This window comes from Salinicola sp. MH3R3-1, from assembly GCF_001937155.1.
Classification (GTDB): Bacteria; Pseudomonadota; Gammaproteobacteria; order Pseudomonadales; family Halomonadaceae; genus Salinicola; species Salinicola halophyticus.
Window position 1 is genome coordinate 1 of sequence record NZ_MSDP01000033.1, and the last position, 20546, is coordinate 20546.

The 20546-nt window shown below is 64.1% G+C and carries 18 protein-coding genes; 15 read left to right on the top strand and 3 right to left on the bottom strand.

What is annotated here, in order from left to right:
- Positions 1–2352: SbcC/MukB-like Walker B domain-containing protein (locus BTW08_RS16625; protein ID WP_139313700.1), on the top strand; the 2352-nt coding region annotated here is incomplete at its 5' end.
- A gap of 48 nt (positions 2353–2400) precedes the next feature.
- Here BTW08_RS16625 and BTW08_RS16630 read toward each other — a convergent pair.
- Positions 2401–3591, bottom strand: a complete 1191-nt coding sequence (locus BTW08_RS16630) for an ROK family transcriptional regulator (RefSeq protein WP_075563632.1) — start codon at positions 3589–3591, stop codon at positions 2401–2403.
- Between the two features lie 218 nt (positions 3592–3809).
- Here BTW08_RS16630 and BTW08_RS16635 point away from each other — a divergent pair, with 218 nt between their 5' ends.
- Both BTW08_RS16635 and BTW08_RS16640 read left to right on the top strand, forming a co-directional pair.
- Complete coding sequence (locus BTW08_RS16635; protein WP_075563633.1) at positions 3810–4544, top strand: SDR family oxidoreductase; 735 nt, start codon at positions 3810–3812, stop codon at positions 4542–4544.
- 48 nt (positions 4545–4592) lie between these two features.
- Positions 4593–5999, top strand: coding sequence for a sugar porter family MFS transporter (locus BTW08_RS16640; protein WP_075563634.1), 1407 nt, complete (start codon positions 4593–4595; stop codon positions 5997–5999).
- 209 nt (positions 6000–6208) lie between these two features.
- Here the strand turns inward: BTW08_RS16640 and wrbA are convergent, their stop codons facing one another.
- Positions 6209–6814 carry an NAD(P)H:quinone oxidoreductase gene (wrbA, locus tag BTW08_RS16645; RefSeq protein ID WP_075563635.1) on the bottom strand — a complete coding sequence of 202 codons (606 nt, stop codon included), beginning with the start codon at positions 6812–6814 and terminating at the stop codon, positions 6209–6211.
- A gap of 258 nt (positions 6815–7072) precedes the next feature.
- On the opposite strand from wrbA, the gene argE reads away from it, so the two are divergent.
- Entirely contained in the window at positions 7073–8233 is a 1161-nt protein-coding gene (argE, locus tag BTW08_RS16650; protein ID WP_075563636.1) for an acetylornithine deacetylase, read from the top strand.
- 45 nt (positions 8234–8278) lie between these two features.
- Positions 8279–8671 (top strand): gamma-glutamylcyclotransferase, encoded by a 393-nt coding sequence (locus tag BTW08_RS16655; protein ID WP_075563637.1) that lies wholly within the window; start codon positions 8279–8281, stop codon positions 8669–8671.
- Between the two features lie 27 nt (positions 8672–8698).
- On the opposite strand, the gene BTW08_RS16660 is transcribed toward BTW08_RS16655, so the two are convergent.
- A complete protein-coding gene (locus BTW08_RS16660; protein WP_075563638.1) occupies positions 8699–9454 on the bottom strand; it encodes a FadR/GntR family transcriptional regulator in 756 nt (251 codons plus the stop codon).
- A gap of 237 nt (positions 9455–9691) precedes the next feature.
- Here BTW08_RS16660 and BTW08_RS16665 point away from each other — a divergent pair, with 237 nt between their 5' ends.
- The 10 genes from BTW08_RS16665 (at position 9692) to BTW08_RS16710 (ending at position 20065) form a co-directional block, all read left to right on the top strand.
- Entirely contained in the window at positions 9692–10432 is a 741-nt protein-coding gene (locus BTW08_RS16665) for an SDR family oxidoreductase (protein ID WP_075563639.1), read from the top strand.
- Positions 10433–10532: 100 nt separating this feature from the next.
- The gene (locus BTW08_RS16670) at positions 10533–11375 is read left to right on the top strand and encodes a fumarylacetoacetate hydrolase family protein (RefSeq protein WP_075563640.1); all 843 of its coding nucleotides are present in this window, start codon (positions 10533–10535) and stop codon (positions 11373–11375) included.
- Positions 11376–11487: 112 nt separating this feature from the next.
- A complete protein-coding gene (locus tag BTW08_RS16675) occupies positions 11488–12543 on the top strand; it encodes a zinc-binding alcohol dehydrogenase family protein (RefSeq protein WP_075563641.1) in 1056 nt (351 codons plus the stop codon).
- Positions 12540–14201 carry an altronate dehydratase family protein gene (locus BTW08_RS16680; RefSeq protein WP_075563642.1) on the top strand — a complete coding sequence of 554 codons (1662 nt, stop codon included), beginning with the start codon at positions 12540–12542 and terminating at the stop codon, positions 14199–14201. The genes BTW08_RS16675 and BTW08_RS16680 overlap by 4 nt, the downstream gene beginning before the upstream one ends.
- Entirely contained in the window at positions 14198–15328 is a 1131-nt protein-coding gene (locus BTW08_RS16685; protein WP_075563643.1) for a mannitol dehydrogenase, read from the top strand. Before BTW08_RS16680 ends, BTW08_RS16685 begins: the two co-directional genes overlap by 4 nt.
- Before the next feature lie 47 nt (positions 15329–15375).
- Positions 15376–16371, top strand: a complete 996-nt coding sequence (locus BTW08_RS16690; protein WP_075563644.1) for a C4-dicarboxylate TRAP transporter substrate-binding protein — start codon at positions 15376–15378, stop codon at positions 16369–16371.
- Between the two features lie 67 nt (positions 16372–16438).
- Positions 16439–16975, top strand: a complete 537-nt coding sequence (locus BTW08_RS16695; RefSeq protein ID WP_075563645.1) for a TRAP transporter small permease — start codon at positions 16439–16441, stop codon at positions 16973–16975.
- 5 nt (positions 16976–16980) lie between these two features.
- Positions 16981–18264 (top strand): TRAP transporter large permease, encoded by a 1284-nt coding sequence (locus BTW08_RS16700; RefSeq protein ID WP_075563646.1) that lies wholly within the window; start codon positions 16981–16983, stop codon positions 18262–18264.
- Positions 18265–18425: 161 nt separating this feature from the next.
- Positions 18426–19193: an FCD domain-containing protein gene (locus tag BTW08_RS16705; RefSeq protein ID WP_075563647.1), complete on the top strand. Its 768-nt coding sequence runs from the start codon at positions 18426–18428 to the stop codon at positions 19191–19193.
- 83 nt (positions 19194–19276) lie between these two features.
- On the top strand, positions 19277–20065 hold the full coding sequence (locus BTW08_RS16710) for an SDR family oxidoreductase (RefSeq protein WP_075563648.1): 789 nt from the start codon (positions 19277–19279) through the stop codon (positions 20063–20065).
- The last annotated feature ends 481 nt before the right edge of the window (positions 20066–20546 follow it).

Here is a 20546-nt window from a genome sequence, read left to right on the forward strand (position 1 = left end):
GAAAGTACACTTGCCGGGCATCGCCAGACGCTGGCCAGGGAGCGTCGCCAGTCCGAGGATTGCGATCGGGAGCGCGAGGCACTCGAGCCGCAGCTCGCTAGCGCCCGGCAAGCCCACGAACAAGCCCGACTCGACGATCGGGAAGCCCAGCCGCAACTGGACGAGGCCCGCCAGCTGGCCGCCGATCTCGAGCACCAGCGCCAACAGCTCATCCAGCAGCAGCGCGAGCACCGCCAGCTCGCCGAGGCAACGCAGGCCGACGCGCAGCGCCGAACGCAGTTGCAGGAAGCACGCCAGCCACTCGAGACACGCCTTCGCGAGCAGCAGGCGACCCTCGAAGGGCTGCTGAAAGGCGCTGGCGAGCCGGGCGAGCGTCCAAGCGCCCATGAACTGCGCTCGACCCTGAATCGCCGGCGCGATCTGGCGCAAGGTGAGTTGCAGGCACTGCAGGATCTGCAGCAGGACTGGCGTGAAGGAGAACGGTTACGCCAAGAGCAGACCGAGACGCGCCGACAGCTCGACAGCGAGCGCCGCCGGCTACAGGAGCTGGAAACTCAGGGCAAGCAGGCCGCACAGCGGCTCAAGGCGGCGGAATCCGAAGAGACGCTGATCCGCCAGCAGATCGAAGGCGCCCGGGCTGCGCGAAGCGACAGCGTCGAACAGCTGCGCCAGCACCTGAGTGACGACGAACCTTGTCCGGTCTGTGGGGCGACGGCTCACCCCTACCGACACGCGCCACCGGCACACCCCGGCGCTGCCATGATCGAGGCAATCGAGGGTCAGGAACGACAACAGCTCGACAACCAGCGCGAACAGGTGGAAAACGCCCACCACGTCTATCACCAGTGCAGCGCCGATTACCGCGCCTGCCGCCAGGGCCTGCTCGAACGCGAGCGCCAGCTCGAGACGCTGTCCCGGCAGCTCGATCAGGCCGAGAGCGCCATTGACGCTCACGCCGCGGCCCCGACCCTGCGTCAGAGCGAGGCGGCCGGCGGCTGGTTCGAGGCGCGGCGCGAACGGCTGAACCAGCAATGGCGTCAGGCCAGCGACCAGCTCTCCGCGCTCGACGAGGCGGAACGTCTGCTGCAGCCGCTGGAGGCCGAATGGCAGCAGCTGTCACTCGAACTGGGCAAGCTGGAGGAGCGCCATTCCCTGAACCGCGAGCGTCTGCACACGCTCGAGGCGTCACTGCCCTCGTTGCAACAGCAGGTGGACGACACCGGATCACGACTTGCAGCCCAGCTCGGCAGTCACGACTCCGTTCCGGCCTGGCAGGCGGCACTGGAGCAGCGACGCCAGCAGGCGGAAGCGACGCTCGAGGAACATCGAACGCGCTGGCAGACGCTGGCCCAGACCCGGACCCAGTTGACGCAGCGACTGACGGATCTCGAGCAGCGCCAGCGAGAGGCGCAGACGGAATTCGACGAGCTCGACGGCGACTGGCAAGCCTGGCGCCGCGAGCGTCCGGCGCTGGACGACGACACGATCGACACCCTGCTGGCGGTTAGCGAGGCGGATCACCGCCGCCGCCGGGAGCGCAGCGCGCAATCCGAGCGCGACCTCGCCGCCGTCGCCGTCAAGCGCGAGGAACGTCAGCAGGCGCTACGCGAGCAGCGCCGCGCGCTCCTTCCGACCCGAGACGAAAACCAGTTGCTCGATGACGCGGCTACCCGCGAACTGGCGGCACGGTTGATCCACCAGCGCGAGACCGCTGAAGCCCTGACCCGCCAGCGAGACGAGCGTCAGGAAACCCGCGACGCCGCCCAGCATCAACTTCGTGAAGACGATCGTCGTCGTCAGGCGCAGCGCGATGGCGCCCAGGAGCGCGAATCGGCCCAGCACGACGTCAATCGCTGGGAGCGCCTGAACGGCCTGATCGGCAGTGCCGACGGCAAACGTTTCCGGCGCATCGCCCAGGCCTACAATCTCGACCATCTACTGACCCACGCCAATCAGCATCTGCGCGCGCTAACGCCACGCTACCGATTGATACGCGGCGGCAGCGAGCTCGGCATTCTGGTGATCGATGGCGACATGGCCGACGAGCGCCGCTCGGTCCACTCGCTCTCCGGCGGCGAAACCTTCCTGGTGTCGCTGGCGTTGGCGCTGGGGCTGGCGTCGATGGCGTCTCACCAGCTGGCGATCGAATCGTTGTTCATCGATGAAGGATTCGGCAGTCTCGACCCCGAATCGCTGGCGTTGGCGATGGACGCGCTCGACGGCCTGCAGGCTCAGGGGCGCCGCGTGGGGGTAATCTCTCACGTTCAGGAGATGCACGAGCGGATTCCGCTACAGATCCGGGTCGAACCCAGCGGCAACGGGGCCAGCCGGCTGGTGATTCAGCGCCGTTGACGGCCGGCTATCGCCCGCAAGCTGCGCGCGCGAAGTCGGCGCCATGAGTCACACCTCGATCGCCGCCCGGGCCATGACCTGAGCGGCGGCACCTCTGGCGGCGGTGAACGTGCTGTCTTCGATGATCTTGATCGGAACGGATTGCGACTGCCTGAGCAGATCGTTTTGATGGGCCTCGAAGTAGGCCAGCGCCGGCTCGATCAGAGGCCCTTTCAGCCACATCAACGACCCGCCCAGAATCAGCATCGACGGGTTGAGCGTGTGATGCAGGTTGAGCATCAGCAGCCCCAGTGCTTCTCCGGCGCGCTGAATCAAGGCTTGCACGTCCGCCTCACCGGCCCGGGCCTGTACCGAGGCGCTGAGGCTGTCATCGATATCGAGTCCCAGCGACTCGCGCAGCGCCCAACCGCTGACCAGGGTTTCGGCACAGCCGCGGTTGCCGCAATGGCACAGCGCCCCGCCCGGCTGAATCACGGTATGCCCGATCTCACCGACCAGGCCCTGATAGCCGCGTGGCACCACGGGGAAATGTTCACCGCTGACCACGCCGCAGCCGATACCGATATCGGCGCTGATGTAGGCGAGCGACTCGGGCGGCATGCCCTCGAAAAAATAGAACTCGCCGAACGCCGCCGCGTTGGCCTCGTTGTCCAGTAGCCAGACCCCGTCCGGTAGATCCGGCTCTTCCCGCAGCAGCGCCAGAAAATCGACGTCGATCCAGCCCAGATTGGGCGCCAGGCTGAGGATCGGCGCGGTGGGAGAGACGGGGCCGGGCACCGCGACGCCCAACCCCAGACAGCGCCGACCCGCGATGGCGGGCGCTTCGCGTAGCTGGTTCAGCAGCTTCGCCAGACGCGTTGCGGTGGAAACGGGATCGGCGGGCGGCGCTTCCTGATGGCTGCTTGCCAGAATCTCCCCGACGAGATTGCAGGCAACTAGCCGCAGCCCCTTGACCCCGACTTCGGCACCCAGCATGTAGTGACGCTCCCCATCCAGATAGAGCGCGCGCCCCGGCCGGCCACCGCCGCGCGCGTGCAACTCTCCTTCGCGTAGCCAGCCTCGTTCGACCAGCGTTTGCACCACACTGCCTACCGTCGCCTTGGTCAGGCCTGTCTCGAGCGCGATATCGGCCCGAGACAAGCCCGGGCTTCGCCGCACGGTGCTCAGAATCGTGCTGCGATTGAGGCTCTTCAGATAGTTGAGATCACCGGCTGTTTGCGGGGTGAAGGAGTTGGGCATGGGAAAGAGGACAGCGTCGGGTGGCGGTGGATACAGCGACTATACCAAAGCCCGCTGAGATCGACCGAGAAGCACCACCATCATGAGCCTTAAGTCTTAGATCCATTAGTCTCAAAGACAATGGTCTTAACACCAATGGTCAATGGCAGCCGGCACCACATGCGCGCATGATCGCCCTCAACTTAGTTAATAGGTTTTACTAACCTTCAGGAGCCTTCATGCCGTCAGCCATCTATCCCGGTCTCGAAAGCAAGCGCGTGGTCATCACCGGCGGCGGTTCCGGCATCGGCGAGGGCCTGGTACGTGCCTTCGCCGAGCAGGGCGCCGAGATCCACTTCATCGATATTATCGATGACGCCCAGGCGCTGGCCGAGGAGCTCGGGAGCAATGTCCATTTCCATCAATGCGACCTGACCGATGCCGGGGCGCTGATCGCGACGCTCACCGCCATCGGCGATGTCGACATCCTGGTCAACAACGCGGCAAACGACGACCGCCACCGCCTCGAGGATATTACCCCCGAGTATTGGGAAAATCGGATGGCGGTCAATCTGCGCCATCTGGTGCTGGCTGCTCGCGAAGTGGCGCCTGCCATGCGCCGTCGAGGTGAGGGCGTCATCATCAATCTGGGCTCGATCAGCTGGCATCTCGGGCAGCCCGGCCTGGTGCTCTACGAGACTGCCAAGGCCGGCATCGAGGGGCTGACGCGAGCGTTGGCGAGCGAGCTTGGCAGCGACGGCATCCGCGTCAACTGCGTGATTCCCGGCAATGTCAAGACGCCACGCCAGTCGCGCTGGTACAGCCCCGAGGATGAAGAGCAGATCGTCGCCGAACAGAAGCTCAAGGTCCGTATCCATCCTCATCACGTGGCCTCCATGGTGCTCTTCCTCTCCTCGGACGCCGCGGCCGCCTGTACCGCTCACAACTATTGGGTCGATGCCGGCTGGCTCTGATCGCAAGCTGCCTCGGAACCCTCATCGAGAGACCATTGGAGTTCAACAATGCCAACATCAAGCACTTCACAAAATCCTGTCGTGGTTCTACTTATCTGCTGCGTGGCCGCCATTGGCGGCTTCCTGTTCGGTTTCGATAGCGGTGTCATCAACGGCACTGTCGACGGCCTTCAGCAGGCTTTCCAGTCGGAAAGTGTCGGCACCGGTTTCAACGTCGCCTCGATGCTGCTGGGCTGCGCCGTCGGCGCCTTCTTCGCCGGCCGACTGGCGGATAAATTCGGCCGCCGTACGCTGCTGCTGGTCGCTGCCGTGTTCTTCATCATCAGCGCCTGGGGCTCAGGCATCGCAGGGGGATCATTCGAGTTCGTGATCTATCGGATACTGGGCGGTCTGGCAGTGGGTGCGGCCAGCGTCATGTCGCCGGCCTACATCAGTGAAATCGCCCCCTCGCACCTGCGCGGCCGATTGGCGACCATTCAGCAAGTCGCGATCATCGGCGGACTGTTCTTCTCGTTTCTCAACAACTACGCCCTGGCCAATATCGCCGGCGGCTCCACCGCCGAGCTGTGGTTCGGTTTTGAAGCCTGGCGCTGCATGTTCTGGATGGAACTGATTCCGGCCGGCATCTTCCTGATCGCGCTGATGTTCATCCCGGAAAGCCCGCGCTTTCTGGTCAGTGCCGGACATGACGACAAGGCCAAACGCGTTCTTCGCCTCGTCTACGACGAAGCCGGAACCGAAAAGCGCCTGGCAGACATTCACGCCTCGCTTTCCAACCGTCATAAACCGCGCCTGTCGGACCTGATCAACCCCGCTACCGGCAAGCTGCTGAAACTGGTCTGGATCGGCATCGGCCTGGCGGTGTTCCAGCAGCTGGTCGGGATCAACGTGGTGTTCTACTACGGTGCGGTACTGTGGCAGGCGGTCGGTTTCTCCGAAAGCGATGCCCTGATGATCAACGTCATCAGCGGCGCGGTCAGCATCGCGGCCTGCCTGGTCACGATCGGTCTGATCGATCGTATCGGTCGCAAGCCGCTGCTGTGGGCAGGGTCGGTGGGCATGACGATCACCCTGGCAATTCTGGTCTACGCATTCTCTACCGCAGAGATCGTCAACGGCAGCCTGGCGCTCTCCTCGGGCAACGGCATCCTCGCCCTGCTTGCGGCCAATGCCTACGTCTTCTTCTTCAACGTCTCCTGGGGCCCGGTAATGTGGGTCATGCTCGGGGAGATGTACCCCAACCAGGTGCGCGGGTCGGGACTGGCCGTTGCCGGGCTGTTCCAGTGGGTCGCCAACTTCGCCATCACCATGACCTTTCCGATCATGCTGGCGTCGATCGGCCTCACCGGCGCGTATGGCTTCTACGCGATCTGCGCCCTGCTCTCGGTCATCTTCGTCGCTCGCTTCGTGCGCGAGACCAACGGCAAGGAACTCGAGGATATGGCGTACGAGTGAGCGGCCAATACGCCGTGATCTAAGCGTCACGTAGCTTGCAACGAGCAAGGCCCGCGCCGGATGGCGCGGGCCTTCTTTTTGGGACACTTTCTCCTAGCCCGTTCTCGAGGTTCTCTCTATACCCTTCCTGAGCCGCCTTCCCATACCTTCTCTAGGGAACAGCACTTCGAACGGCGACAGTCACGCTGGGAACCCTGGACTCTATCTCTTCATCCCGCCATCTTCGCGGCGATCTCGGCCACGTGCTTGCCCTGGAACCGGGCGATCGTCAGTTCGTTCTCGCTCGGGGTACGACTGCCGTCGGCGTTGGCCAGCGTCGTCGCGCCGTAGGGCGTTCCGCCGGTGATCTCGTTCATGTTGGAGAGCTCCGGGCAACTGTAGGGCACGCCGACGATGACCATGCCGTGATGCAGCAAGGTGGTGTGGATCGAGGTCAACGTGGTTTCCTGGCCGCCATGCTGGGTCGCCGTCGAGGCAAACGCGCTGCCGATCTTGCCGATCAGCTTACCCTGCGCCCAGGGGCCGCCAGTCATGTCCCAGAAGTTGCGCATCTGGGAAGTCATGTTTCCGAAACGGGTCGGGGTGCCGACAATGATGGCGTCGTATTGTGCCAGGGCATCGGGCCCTTCGATCAGCGCCGCCTCCTGATCGACCTTGTAGCCGGATTTCACCGCCACCTCTTCCGGCACCAATTCAGGCACGCGACGGATGTCGACCTGTGTACCGCTGACACCTTCGGCGCCCTGCGCGACAGCCTTGGCCATGGTCTCGATGTGGCCGTAGCTCGAATAGTACAACACCAGCACTTTGCTCATAGGAGTTCTCCTGAAGAGATCGGGTTTTTACGACGAACCGCCTCTCAGGCTAGCCCGCGCGATGAGGCGATGCCATCACCGGGCCACTGCATTTTTTGCGCCGGAACCCGCGAAGATATCGAACGCTTTCCGAGCATGGGATCACCACTCCACCCGCCACGCCCGTCGGTTCAGCCGTTTGTTGGCAGGCAGGATTAGCCGCTATTCTGTCGGCACACCCACCCAAAAGTGGTCCACGTTGGTGGATCGGAGCCAGTGATGACGACTTCCCGCGACCTGCTGACGAGCCTGATCGGCTTCGATACCGTCTCCCGCCATTCGAACCTCGAGCTGATCGACTTCGTCGAGCGCTACCTCGCGTCTCATCAAGTCGTGTCACAGCGCATCAGCAACGCCGATGGCAGCAAAGCGAATCTATTGGCTCGCATCGGGCCGGCGGTCGAAGGCGGTGTGGTGCTTTCCGGTCATACCGACGTGGTCCCGGTAGACGGCCAGCCCTGGAGCAGCGATCCGTTCACCCTCACGGACAAGGGCGACGGTCGTCTGTATGGTCGCGGCAGCTGCGACATGAAGGGGTTCCTCGCCTGTGCCCTGGCGCAAGTACCCGCCTGGCAGGCGCTGGATCTGAAGCGGCCGATCTATCTGGCGTTCTCGTTCGACGAGGAGATCGGCTGCCTCGGCGCGCCTTCGATGATCGAACGGCTGATGGCGGACGAGCCGCTGCCCGGCGCGGTCATCATCGGCGAGCCAACCTCGATGCAGCCGGTGGTAGCGCAGAAAGGGATCACCACGATGCGCACCACAGTGACCGGCAAGGAGTCGCATTCGAGCCAGATCAACCAGGGCGTATCGGCGATCCACGTCGCCGCGAGGCTGGTGACTCAGATCGAAGCGATCATGCAGGAGCTGGTCGACGAAGGTGCCCTGGAATCCGTCTTCAACGTCCAGCATTCGAGCCTGCACGTGGGTCTGATCGAAGGCGGCACCGCGATCAATATCATGGCGCGCCACTGCCAGTTCGACTGGGAGATCCGTCATCTGCCCAGCGACGGCTTCGATGTCGTCTTCGCGCGTTTCGAGCGCTACGCCAGAGCACTCGAGGCCGAACTCCAGCAGCGCGCTCCGGAGATTCGCATCGTCACCGAGCAGATGGTCGACACCGTGCCGGCGCTGGCCGATCGCGACAACGCCGCAGCCGTCGAACTGTGTCGTGAATGCCTCGGTGACCCGAATCTAGAGACCGGCGGCGTCGCCTACGCGACCGAAGGCGGCCAGTTTCAGCGCGTCGGCCTGCCGACCCTCGTCTGCGGCCCGGGCAGTATCGAACAGGCCCATCAGCCGGACGAGTACATTGAGATCAGCCAGCTCGAGGCCGGCGACCGATTCATGCAGCGATTGGGCGAGCGGCTGACGCGATGAGTGCTGCCGCCTCCCGCTTTCATCGACCAACGGAGACCCTGATTCATGACCATGCCCGCCCTCGCCGTTCGCCGCACCGCGCTGGTCGCCGTCTACGGCACGTTGAAGCGCGGTTTGCGCAATCATCACTGGCTTGATGGGGCCGAGTTCGTCGGTAGCGATGTCATCACCACCGCGACGCTCTACGATATCGGCCCTTATCCAGGCGCCAAGGCCGAACCGTCACGGGGCATCGAGATCGAAGTCTTCCGCGTCGACGCGGTCTGCCTGAAGGGACTGGACCGGCTGGAAGACTATCGAGTACGCCGCCCGAAATCCGGCGACTACGATCGCGCCGTTCACGACACCGCGTTCGGCCCCGCCTGGCTCTACTTGTACAATCGCGACGTCGCGGGCTGCCCGGTAATTCGCCAGGGCGGCTGGCCTATGGTGGCGTAGATCCCGGGTTTGTCCCGCCACCATCAGTCACGCATCGAAGAACACTTTCAGCACGTGGTCCATGTGCACTTCCATCGCTTGTCTTGCCGCGTCGGGATCGCGATTTTCGATCGCGTCGAGAATACGTTGATGATCGTTCTGTGACTGACGCGGCATGTCGGTCTCCATGAACAGCTCCTGCAGACGACGAAACATCTTGCCGTACTGGTGCCCGAGCAGATGCTTGATGGTCATGGCATAAGCGGCGTTGCCCGAGGCCTCGGCAATCCGAATATGCAGCAGCCGGTCGCCCGCCTGGTTGCGCCCGCCGTGGCGGTTGTCCTCGACATTGCGCGCGTAGGCGGCACGCATCGCCGCGAGATCGTCCTCGCTGGCGTTGATCGCCGCCAGCGCCGCGGTTTCGGGTTCCAGATAGCGTCTCGCCTGCAGCAGCGAGAACGGCGGGATTTCCTGATCCAGATCCAGCTCGATCTCGCTGGCGAACTCCGGGTCCAGCGCCCACCCCTCCAGGCGCCGTGCCGCACTCATCACTGACGACTCGACCTCGCCCGAACGCTCCAGCACCAGCACACCATGGCCGACGCGAACCTCGACCTGCCCCACTACCTCCAGCGCGATCAGCGCCTCGCGCACCGATGCCCGGCTGACGCCAAGCTGCTGGGCCAGATCGCGCTCCGGCGGTAGCAGGCTGCCGGGCGGGAACTCACCCTGTTGAATCAATACCAATAGCTGATCGGCAATCTGTCGATAGAGCCGCTGCGCGCGAATAGTCTGGATCGGCATCCATCGATCTCCCGGTTTCATGAGCAGGACGAGTTAGACATTGGTCGCAAATTCGAACGTTTTCACCGGCCTGGCCGGGACTATTAGACGTTTGGCGATTTGCGGGCCGTTTCCACAAAGGATAATACTTGGATCAAAGGTCAGGCCTTTAGACATTAGAACCAAACCTGTGCTGAGAAGCAAAAAGCCCAGAAGCAGAAAAGTGCAGATCAAAACCGCTTTCAGGAGCCATCGGTCATGCGACTCGCCAACAAAACCGCTTTGATCACCGCCGCCGGTCAGGGCATCGGCCGTGCCACCGTCGAGCGATTCCTGGCCGAGGGGGCTCGAGTCATTGCCACCGATATCTATGCGGCCAAGCTCGAGGGGCTGGAAGACGCTCAGTGCCACGCCCTCGATGTCACCGATTCCGAGGCCGTGCGCACGCTGATCGAGTCACTGCCGCCGCTGGACATCCTGTTCAACTGCGCGGGCACTGTGCCGAGCGGTTCGATCCTCGAGTGCGACGATGACCAATGGGCCTTCGCCCAACGGCTCAACGTCGACTCGATGTTCTACACCATACGCGCGGCGCTGCCGGCGATGCTGGACAACGGCGGCGGCAGCATCATCAACATGGCGTCGCTCGCTTCCAGCGCCAAGGGCGTGGTCAATCGCTTCGCCTACGGCACCACCAAGGCGGCCGTGGTCGGGCTGACCAAATCCGTCGCCGCCGACTATATGACTCGCGGCATCCGCTGCAACGCAATCTGTCCGGGCACGGTCGACTCCCCGTCCCTGCGCGAACGCGTCGCCGAGCAAGCGCGCCAGCAGGGCCGCACAACCGAAGAGGTCTTCGCCGAGTTCATTGCCCGCCAACCCATGGGCCGCCTGGGCAAGGTCGAGGAGATCGCCGCGTTGGCGACGCATCTGGCCAGCGACGAAGCCTCGTTCATTACCGGCACGGTGCAGATGATCGATGGGGGCTGGTCCAATTGATCTCTTGAGTTCTCGTAGCTCGTAGCTCGTAGCTCGTAGCTCGTAGCTCGTAGCTCCCAACTAGAGTCTATTCGCTAATGCATACAGAAAAGGAAAACGCATGAAACTGCTACGCCACGGCCCCAAGGGTCAGGAAAAGCCCGGCCTGGTCGACGCCAACGGGATCGTTCGCGATCTGTCCGGCCAGATCGACGACATCGCTGGCGACGTGCTCTCCGATGCGGGTCTGGCCCAGCTGGCCAAGATCGACATCGACAGTCTTCCTGAAGTGGCTGCAGGCGCGCGCCTCGGCCCCTGCGTCGGTCGTGTCGGTAAGTTCATCTGCATCGGGCTCAATTATTCCGATCACGCCGCGGAAACCGGCGCCGAAGTGCCCGCCGAGCCGGTGATCTTCAACAAGTGGACCAGCGCCATCTGCGGCCCCAACGACGACGTCGAGATCCCCCGCGGCTCCCAGAAGACCGACTGGGAAGTGGAACTCGGCGTGGTCATCGGCAAGGGCGGCCGCTACATCGAAGAAGCCGACGCCATGAGCCACGTCGCTGGCTTTTGCGTGGTCAACGATGTTTCCGAGCGCGAGTATCAGCTCGAACGTTCCGGCACCTGGGACAAGGGCAAGGGCTGCGACACTTTCGGCCCGCTCGGCCCCTGGCTTGTCACCCGCGACGAGATCGCCGATCCGCAGAATCTGGACATGTGGCTCGAGGTCGACGGCAAGCGCTATCAGAACGGCTCGACCCAGACCATGGTGTTCCAGGTCCCGCACCTGGTCGCCTATCTCAGCCGCTTCATGAGCCTGCAGCCAGGCGACGTGATCTCCACCGGCACCCCGCCGGGCGTCGGTATGGGCCAGAATCCGAAAGTCTTCCTCAAGCCGGGTCAGACCATGCGCCTGGGAATCGAAGGGCTCGGCGAGCAGCAGCAGCGCTGCGTCGAGAGCTGACACGCAGGACGCCACCCGCTGCCGACCGTGTCGGAAGGGGGTGGTACAACATAATTGGCCTGACCATTGGGCCTATAGGCAGTTTTCGATATCGCCATACTGGAGCGCTTTCATGCAAGTCGTCGTCTGTTCGAAACCGAACGAGATGGCCGTCATCGACCGGCCGGTGCCCGATTGCGCGCCCGGTGAGGCGCTGGTGGCGATCCGCCGCATCGGTATTTGCGGTACCGACATTCACGCCTTCGGCGGTAATCAGCCCTACTTCGTCTACCCCCGTGTGCTGGGTCACGAGCTGAGCGGCGACGTGGTCGCAACTGCCGACGACGTCGACGCCAGCCTCATCGGCCAGGCGGTCTACGTCATTCCCTACCTGCACTGCGGCGAGTGTCGGGCGTGCCGTCAGGGTCGTACCAACTGCTGCCAGAAGCTCGAGGTGATCGGCGTCCATCGCGATGGCGGCATGGCGGAGCTGCTCAACGTGCCGGCTTCGCATCTCGTGCCGGTGCCCGATCTCTCGGCGGAAGCGCTGGCGCTGGTCGAGTGTCAGGCCATCGGCGCGCACGCTGTCCGGCGCGGCCAGGTCGAGAGAGACGAGCTGGTCGTCGTGGTCGGTGCCGGGCCGATCGGTATCGGTGTGCTGCAGGTGGCCAGGAGCCGCGGTGCGCGGGTGGCGATGATCGATACCAATCGTGATCGGCTGGCGCTGTGTCGCGACGAACTCGGCGCCGATGCCGTCTGGCATGCCGTCGAAGACGATGTGGTGGCCGAGATCGAGGCGATCAACGACGGCGCCCTGGCCGATGTGGTATTCGATGCCACCGGCAACCCCCAGGCGATGAATCGCGGCTTCGACTTCGCCGGGCATGGCGGGCGCTACGTGTTGGTGAGCGTGGTCAAGGCCGACATCACCTTCAGCGATCCGGATTTCCACAAGAAGGAGCTGACGCTGCTGGGCAGCCGCAACGCCACGCGGGAAGATTTCGAGACCGTCACCCGGCTGATGGCCAGTGGCGACATTCTCACCGAGCCGCTGATCACCCACCGGGGTCGGCTCGAGGATCTGCCAGCGTTGATGCCGCAGTGGTGCGCGCCCGGCAGCGGCGTGGTCAAGGCGATGGTGGCGCTCGGAAGCACGAAACACGACGACGCGCTGGAGGGCCAGTCATGAGCGCCACCATCGGTACCGACAGCCCGGCTCGTACCACGCTGCGCATCCATCCGCGCGACAACGTAGCGGTGGCATTGACCGACCTGCCCGCCGGTCGTCAGGTGGTCGTCGACGATCGCGAGATCGCGTTGGCCGACAACGTTCGCCACAAGCACAAGTTCACGCTCGAGGCGCTGTCGCCGGGGGCGATCGTCACCATGTACGGCGTCACCGTCGGCAAGGCGACACGCGCCATTCCCGTCGGCGGCGTCATCAGCGTCGACAATGTTGCCCACGCCACGGAAAGCGACGACGTCCAGCCCGGCAGCAAGCCCTGGACACCGCCGGACGTGACCCGCTTCCAGGGCACCACGTTCGACGGCTTCCATCGACCCGACGGCAGCGTCGGCACCGCCAATCTCTGGCTGGTGATTCCGCTGGTGTTCTGCGAGAACCGCAATATCGAGGTGCTGCGCCAGTGCGTCGCCGATGCGCTGGGCGATGACCCTTATCGTGACTACAAGCGCATGGCCCGGCAAATGCTGGCAGGAGTGTCCGGAAATACTGACCAGAGCGACGCGAGCGATCCGCTCGCCGCCGCCGCGCCAACACGCTTCCCCAACGTCGACGGCGTACGCTTTCTGACCCACACCCTGGGCTGCGGCGGCACCGACGACGATGCCGAGGCACTGTGCCAGCTGCTCGCCGGCTACATCTGTCACCCCAACGTGGCCGGTGCGACGGTGCTGAGCCTTGGCTGCCAGAAAGCGCAGATCCAGATGCTCAAGGCGGCGGTGGCCCAGCGCGACCCGCAGCATCTGCGAACGGTGGACTACTTCGACCAGCAGTCTTCACCCGGCGAAGAAGCGCTGATCCGTAATGCGCTGCAGTCGATCTTCGACGGTCTGGCGGCCGCCGACCGAATCCCGCGTCAACCGGCACCGCTGGCCAAGCTCACCCTAGGCGTCGAGTGCGGCGGCTCCGACGGTTTCTCCGGCATCTCCGCCAATCCGCTGGTGGGCGGCGTGGTCGATCGCCTGGTCGCCCTCGGCGGCAGCGGCATTCTCGCCGAGTTCCCGGAGCTCTGCGGAGTCGAGCACGAGCTGGTCGCCCGCTGTACCGATGCGGACGTCGCCGGACGCTTCCGCGATCTGATGCAGGCCTACCAGCGCCACGCCGCCGCGGTGGGGGCCGATTTCTCCATGAATCCCTCGCCCGGCAACATTCGCGACGGCCTGATCACCGACGCGATGAAGTCCGCCGGCGCGGCCAAGAAAGGCGGCGATGGCCCGGTGGTCGACGTGCTCGACTACACCGAGCCCCATCGTCGCCCCGGCCTGAGCCTGCTCTGCACCCCAGGCAACGATGTGGAATCGACCACCGCCCTGGCCGGCTCCGGCGCCAATCTGATCGTCTTCACCACCGGGCTCGGCACGCCCACCGGTAACCCGGTGACACCGGTTCTCAAGATCGCCAGCAACAGCGAACTGGCCACGCGCATGCACGACATCATCGATTTCGATGCCGGTCCCATCGTGCGCGGCGAGCGCAGCATCGACGAGCTGGCCGAGGAACTGCTAGCGCTGTGCATCGAGGTCGCCTCGGGACGTCATCGTTCACATGCCCAGCGGCTCTCCCAGCACGACTTCATTCCCTGGAAGCGCGGGGTGTCGTTATGAATCTCTCGAAGCCCACGAACGACTTCCGTGATGCCGGGATCGTCCAGTTCGGCACCGGGCGATTTCTGCTCGCCCATGTCGACGCGCTGGTGTCCGAATCGCTGGCAAATGGCGACAGCGACGAGCGCATTCTGGTGGTCCAGAGTTCGACTCGCGAAGAGGGCAAACGCAAGGCGCGGCTGCTGGCCGAGCAGCGCCGCTACCCCGTGCGGATTTGCGGCCGGCGCGACGGCCAGACGATCGATCGCGAGCAGACCGTCGACAGCATCGCCGGCTGCCTGATCGCCGCCGAACAGTGGGAGGCACTCAAGCGCCACGTGGTCGAGCACGCCCGCATCATCGTTTCCAATACCGCCGACAACGGCTACGAGATTGGCGACGACTCGAGTCTCGCGGCGGTGCCGGCGAGCTTTCCCGGCAAATTGACGCAACTGCTGCGCGCGCGCTTCGAGGCCGGCAACGAGGGTCTGACGATCCTGCCCTGCGAGCTGATCGAGCAGAACGCCCGACAGCTTAAATCGCTGGTGACCACGATGGCCCGTCGCGACGGTGAGGCGATGGCCGATAACGCGGCGTTTCTCGATTGGCTGGCCAACCGCTGCGTGTGGGCCGACACGCTGGTCGACCGCATCGTCTCGGCCCCGATCGAGCCACTCGGTGCCATCGCCGAACCCTATGCGCTGTGGGCGATTGCCCGCCAGCCGGGCATGGCGATCCCCTGCGTCCACCCGGATGTCGAGATCGTCGATGACCTGGGCCCGCAGGCGATGTGCAAATTGCACATTCTCAACCTGGCCCACACCTATCTGGTCGATCGATGGCAGCGCGCCGGCCAGCCGGTCGAGTTCGTGCGTGAGGCAATGGAGAACGCCGCGCTGATCGATCCGCTGCGTAAGGCACTCGAGGAAGAAGTCCTGCCAACACTCTCTGCCGAGCTGTCGATGGCACGATTGCAGGACTATCTGGACGTGACGCTGGAGCGCTTCGCCAACCCTTTTCTCGATCATCGCCTCAGCGATATTGCCCAGAATCACACCGCCAAGCGACAGCGACGCCTGCAACCGGTGGTGGATAAAGCACGCCTCCAGGGGCGCGCCACGCCCAGGCTCGACGAGGCGTTGAGCTGATGGCGACAACACGAAGCATCCAAGACGACAACATCCGGAGCACGCCAATGATCACCCAACGATTCTTCCGCTTGACCGCCTCGCTTACCCTGGCGGGTCTGAGCACCCTTGCGCTGACGGGCATGGCCCAGGCCGCCACCGAGATTCGCGTCGCCTATGGCAACCAGCCGGGAGAGCCGGTCGATGTCGCGGTCAAGGCGTGGGCGAAAAGCGTCGAGAAAGCCAGCGACGGCGAGCTGACGCTCAAGGCATTTCCCGCCAGCCAGCTCGGCGGCGAGACCGAGGTGATGGAGCAGGCCCGTTTCGGCTCGCCGCTGATCACCATCACTGCCTACTCCAACTTCATGAGCTCGGTGCCGGATCTGGCGGTGCTGGATGCGCCCTACCTGGCCGACGATTTCGACAGCAAGCTCAAGGTGTTCGACTCCGACTGGTTCGCCGACCAGGAGAAAAAAGTCGAGTCCGCCGGCTATCACATCGTGATTCCCAACAGCGTCTACGGCGTCCGTCACCTGCTCTCGCGGGAAGCGGTCGCGACGCCGGAAGATCTGGCCGGAGTCAAGATTCGGGTGCAGAACTCGCCGATGTACGTCGCCGCCATCAAGGCGATGGGTGCGGTGCCAACCCCGATGTCGCTGGGCGATGTCTATCCGGCGCTGGCCCAGGGGCTGGTGGACGGTGTCGAGAACCCGCTGCCGGTGCTGTACGGCGGCAAGTTCTATGAAGTGGTGAAGAATCTGAACCTGACCGCGCACATGCATACCGTCGCGCCGTTCGTCACCGGTGAAGCGTTCTGGCAGCAACTGAGTCCGGAAGATCAGCAGATCCTCACCGAGACCGGCCAGGAGATGGCCAAGAACCTGCGCGGGCTGGTCGAGAAAGAGACCGAGAAGTCACTGCAGCAGCTGAAGGATGCCGGCGTTCAGGTTCACGAGGTCGACACCGCCCCGTTCCGCGAACGGGCCCAGAAGGAGATCCCGGCGGCATTCCCGCAGTGGAGCGAGGGGCTTTATCAAGAGGTCAGCGACATCATCAACGGCTGATCGAGCCTCCAACCTCGCATGACAGCGCCCCCGCTCCACCCCGAGCGGGGGCGCCATGGAGTTGACCATGCAAACGCTTTTCAAGGCGATCGACCGCGTGATGCGGCTCGATGAGGTCATTGCCAGCCTGGCACTGTTCGGGCTGTTCGTGGTGGCCATCGCCAATGTCTTCATGCGCTACCTGTTCTCGTCGCCGCTGGCCTGGAGCGAGGAGATCCTGCAACTGCTGATGGTGTGGGCGACGTTCCTCGGCGCCAGCGCGCTGGTTCGGCGTAACGAACACGTGCTGATCGGCCTGCTCAACGAGCGATTGCCGGCACCCGTCGCGCGCTGGAACACCCGCATTTTCAACGTCGGCATCGTCATGCTGTGCGCCGCCGCGATGCTGTTCTGGGGGCTGGAACTACTACCGTTCTCGCGTTTCCGCAGCACGCCGATGCTGCAGATTCCCTACTACTGGATCCACGTCGCCATTCCGATCAGTGCCGCCATGATGCTCTACCACGGGCTGGTACGCCTGATCACCAATGATCGGCTGGTTACCAGTGACCAAAACATGGCGTCCCCGGCAGCGATTCCCGAGACCGCCGCCACCAAGGAGTGATAGCAATGGCCGTTGGAATCGCGCTCGTCGCGCTCTTCGTTCTGTTCTGCCTGGGTACACCGGTGGCCTTCGCCCTGTTCGCGTCGAGCCTGGCCTATTTTCTGATCGGCGCCGACCAGCCGATGGTGACGCTGATCCAGCGCCTTGCCGGCGGGCTCGAGTCGATTTCGCTGCTGGCGATTCCGTTCTTCATCATGGCCGGGGTGTTCATGAACCACTCCGGCATCACCGAGCGCCTGCTGACGCTGGCCGAGCTGATGACTCGTCGAATGCACGGCGGCCTGGCCCAGGCCAACGTGTTGCTGAGCACCTTCATGGGCGGTCTTTCCGGCTCCAACATCGCCGACGCGGCCATGAACGCCAAGCTACTGGTACCGAGCATGACGGCCGCCGGCTATCCCAAGGCGTTTTCGAGTGCGATCACGGCCTCGTCGTCGCTGATCACCTCGACCATTCCGCCGGGGATCGCGCTGATCGTCTACGGCTACGTCAACAATGTATCCATCGGCCGGCTGTTTCTCGCCGGTGTGATGCCCGGCGTGCTGATGGCGGTCGCGATGATGGTGCTGGTCTCGATCCAGTGCCGCCGTCTCGGCTATCAGAAACCGCGTCGCGAACGCGTATCGCGCCACGAATGGATCAGCGTCACCCGTGCCGGGATCATCGCCCTGCTGCTGCCCGTGGTGGTGATCGGCGGCATCCGCGTCGGTGTCTTCACGCCGACCGAAGCGGGCGCGATGGCGGTGCTTTACGCCCTGATCGTCGGGCTATTCGTGTATCGGCAGATGGGGCTGGGCAGTATCGCCGTGGCGACCCAGGAATCGCTGATGGCCTCGGTCAACGTGCTGTTCATCATCGCGGTCGCCTCGGGCTTCGCGCGCGTGTTGACCTGGGAGCAGATTCCCCAGCAGATCGCGCTGATGCTGTCGTCGGGCGTCGGCAGCGCCGTGGCGTTTCTGCTGATCGCCAACGCGCTGCTGCTGATCCTGGGCATGTTTCTGGAGGGCAACGCGATCCTGATCGTGCTGTCGCCGCTGCTGGCACCCGTGGCGGCGCAGTTCGGCATCGATCCGGTACACTTCGGCATCGTGTTCATCCTCAACGCCTCGATCGGCACGATCACACCGCCACTGGGAACGGTGATGTTCACCACCTGCAGTATCACCGGTGTTTCGATAGGCGCCTTCATTCGCGCGATCGTGCCCTACTGGCTGCTGCTGGTCGCCCTGCTGCTGGTCGTGACGTTCGTACCCGCGGTGTCGCTGACGCTGCCCAACTGGGTGTTCTGACCCCGACGCGGTGCCTCGAATGGAGTCGTTCGCGTACGACCATGGGCGTATGTCGACCTTTGCCGTTCGCAAAGCGCGTGACGGGATGGGTAAGATGGAGTTGAGACAGCCAATGTTGACCATACGGCTCAACCGACTTCGACTGCCGAGAACCGATTTTCGTGAAGGACGCGCCAACATCCCGTTCCCCTCAACGCCCCAGCGTTGCTGAAGCGCTGGCCAAGGAGATCTTCGCCGGGCTCTACCAGCCCGGCGATTTCGTGCCCAAGGAGATCGATCTGTGCGAACAGTTCGCGCTCAACCGTTCGGCAGTGCGCAGCGATCTACGTCGGCTGGTGGATGCCGGCATCATCGAGCGTATCTCCGGCTACGGCTCGCGGGTCCGTGCCTACTCCGAATGGAATATTCTCGACCCTCGGGTTACCGAGTGGATGGTTCAGTTCGCCACGCCTAACCCCGGTATCCAGCGCGAGATCCTGACCTTTCGGCTCGACGTCGAACCCTATGTGGCGATGACGGCGGCCAAGCGCGCCACGGCGCGGGACCTGGTGGCCATCGAAGAAGCTTTCGAAGGCATGGGCCACGATTTCCACAATCCGGAGTCGGCCAACCGGGGGCGACTGCAAAGCGACCATGACGTCGCGTTTCATGTCGCCATCTTCAAGGCGACGCACAATATCGTCTGGACCCAGCTGTCGCATATTCTGCGTCCCTCGATTCATCTGCTGGTGCAGACATCCAATGTCAGCGCCAGCGATCCCGAGCAAAGCCTGGAACGCCATCGCCACTTGATGGAGTGCATTCGGACCCGGCGGCCTCGAGACGCCTTCTTCGCGTCGGTAGCCGTGCTGGAAGGCACCGCCGACGCCCTGGGGATGGAGATGCCGGAAACGTTGCTGGGCGAGGTACCGGCGGCGCTCGCCCGCTGACCCCATCACCCAAACCCCGTACGCCGTGGAACTCGCGCGCCTCACCCGCGATGTCCGCCTTGATCTCACGAGAGGAAAACACCATGGATTTCGGTATTCGCGGCCGCTGGGCCATCGTCTGTGCCGCCAGCCAAGGGCTGGGTAAGGGCTGCGCGATTGCGCTGGCGAAAGAAGGCGTCAATCTGGTCATCAACTCCCGTCGCGAGGAAACGCTAGAGGCGGTCGCCGAGGAGCTGCGTGCACTCGATCCCGCAATCGAAGTGCGGTCTGTTGCCGGTGATATCGGTACGCCGGCCGTGCAGCAAGCCCTGCTCGCCGCCTGCCCCCAGGTCGACATTCTGATCAACAACAACGGCGGGCCGCCGCCCGGGGATTTCCGCGACTGGACCCGGCAGGACTGGCTCGCGGCGGTGGAAGCCAACATGCTTACCCCCATCGCGCTGATTCAGGCCTGCGTCGATGGCATGGCCGAGCGCGGTTTCGGACGTGTCGTCAACATCACCTCTTCGGCGGTGAAAGCGCCGATCGATGTGCTGGGGCTCTCCAACGGCGCCCGCAGCGGGTTGACCGGGTTCGTCGCCGGGACTGCGCGCCAATCGAGCCTGGCCAGCCGCAATGTGACCCTCAACAGTCTGCTGCCCGGCGCCTTCGATACCCAGCGGCTGAGAGGGGGCATCGACAAGGCCGCCAGCAACAGCGGTCGCTCCCACGAGGAGATGGCCCAAGCCCGCATGGAGGCCATTCCCGCCGGGCGCTTCGGCACGCCCGAGGAATTCGGCCAGGTCTGCGCCTTTCTCTGCAGCCAGCAGGCCGCCTACATGATCGGTCAGAACGTGCTGCTCGACGGCGGCGCTTATCCGGGGACCTTCTAGGGCGCCCGAAGCCGCGCCATTGTTCAAGGCGTCCGAAGCTACACCACTGTTCCACGCGCCCGAGACCGCGCCAGCGTCTCGATTAAGCCGCCCGGGACCGCGCCAGCGTCCAAGGCATTCGAAGCCGCGCCATCGTCCAAGGCGCCCATCCACTGCGCGCTGAAGTCCAGATCCTCGGGGCCAGCCTCTGCGCACCGCGCTGCGGTACCCAAAACGCCGGACTCGAAAGCCCGGCGTTGTCGATTTTTCGAATGTCAGCTGCAGGTGGCTCGTGGCTCGTGGCTCGTGGCTCGTGGCTCGTGGCTCGTGGCTCGTGGCTCGTGGCTCGTCAGTGATTGTCTCGCGGCAGATCCCAAGCGATGGCGCGATATTTGGTTGCCGGCGCGAGCGTCATGCCGTGATCGAGCTGCTCGACCATCGAGCGCTGGATCTCCTGCCACGGCGTCTGATGATCGCGATAGGGATAGCCGCCTTCGGCCTC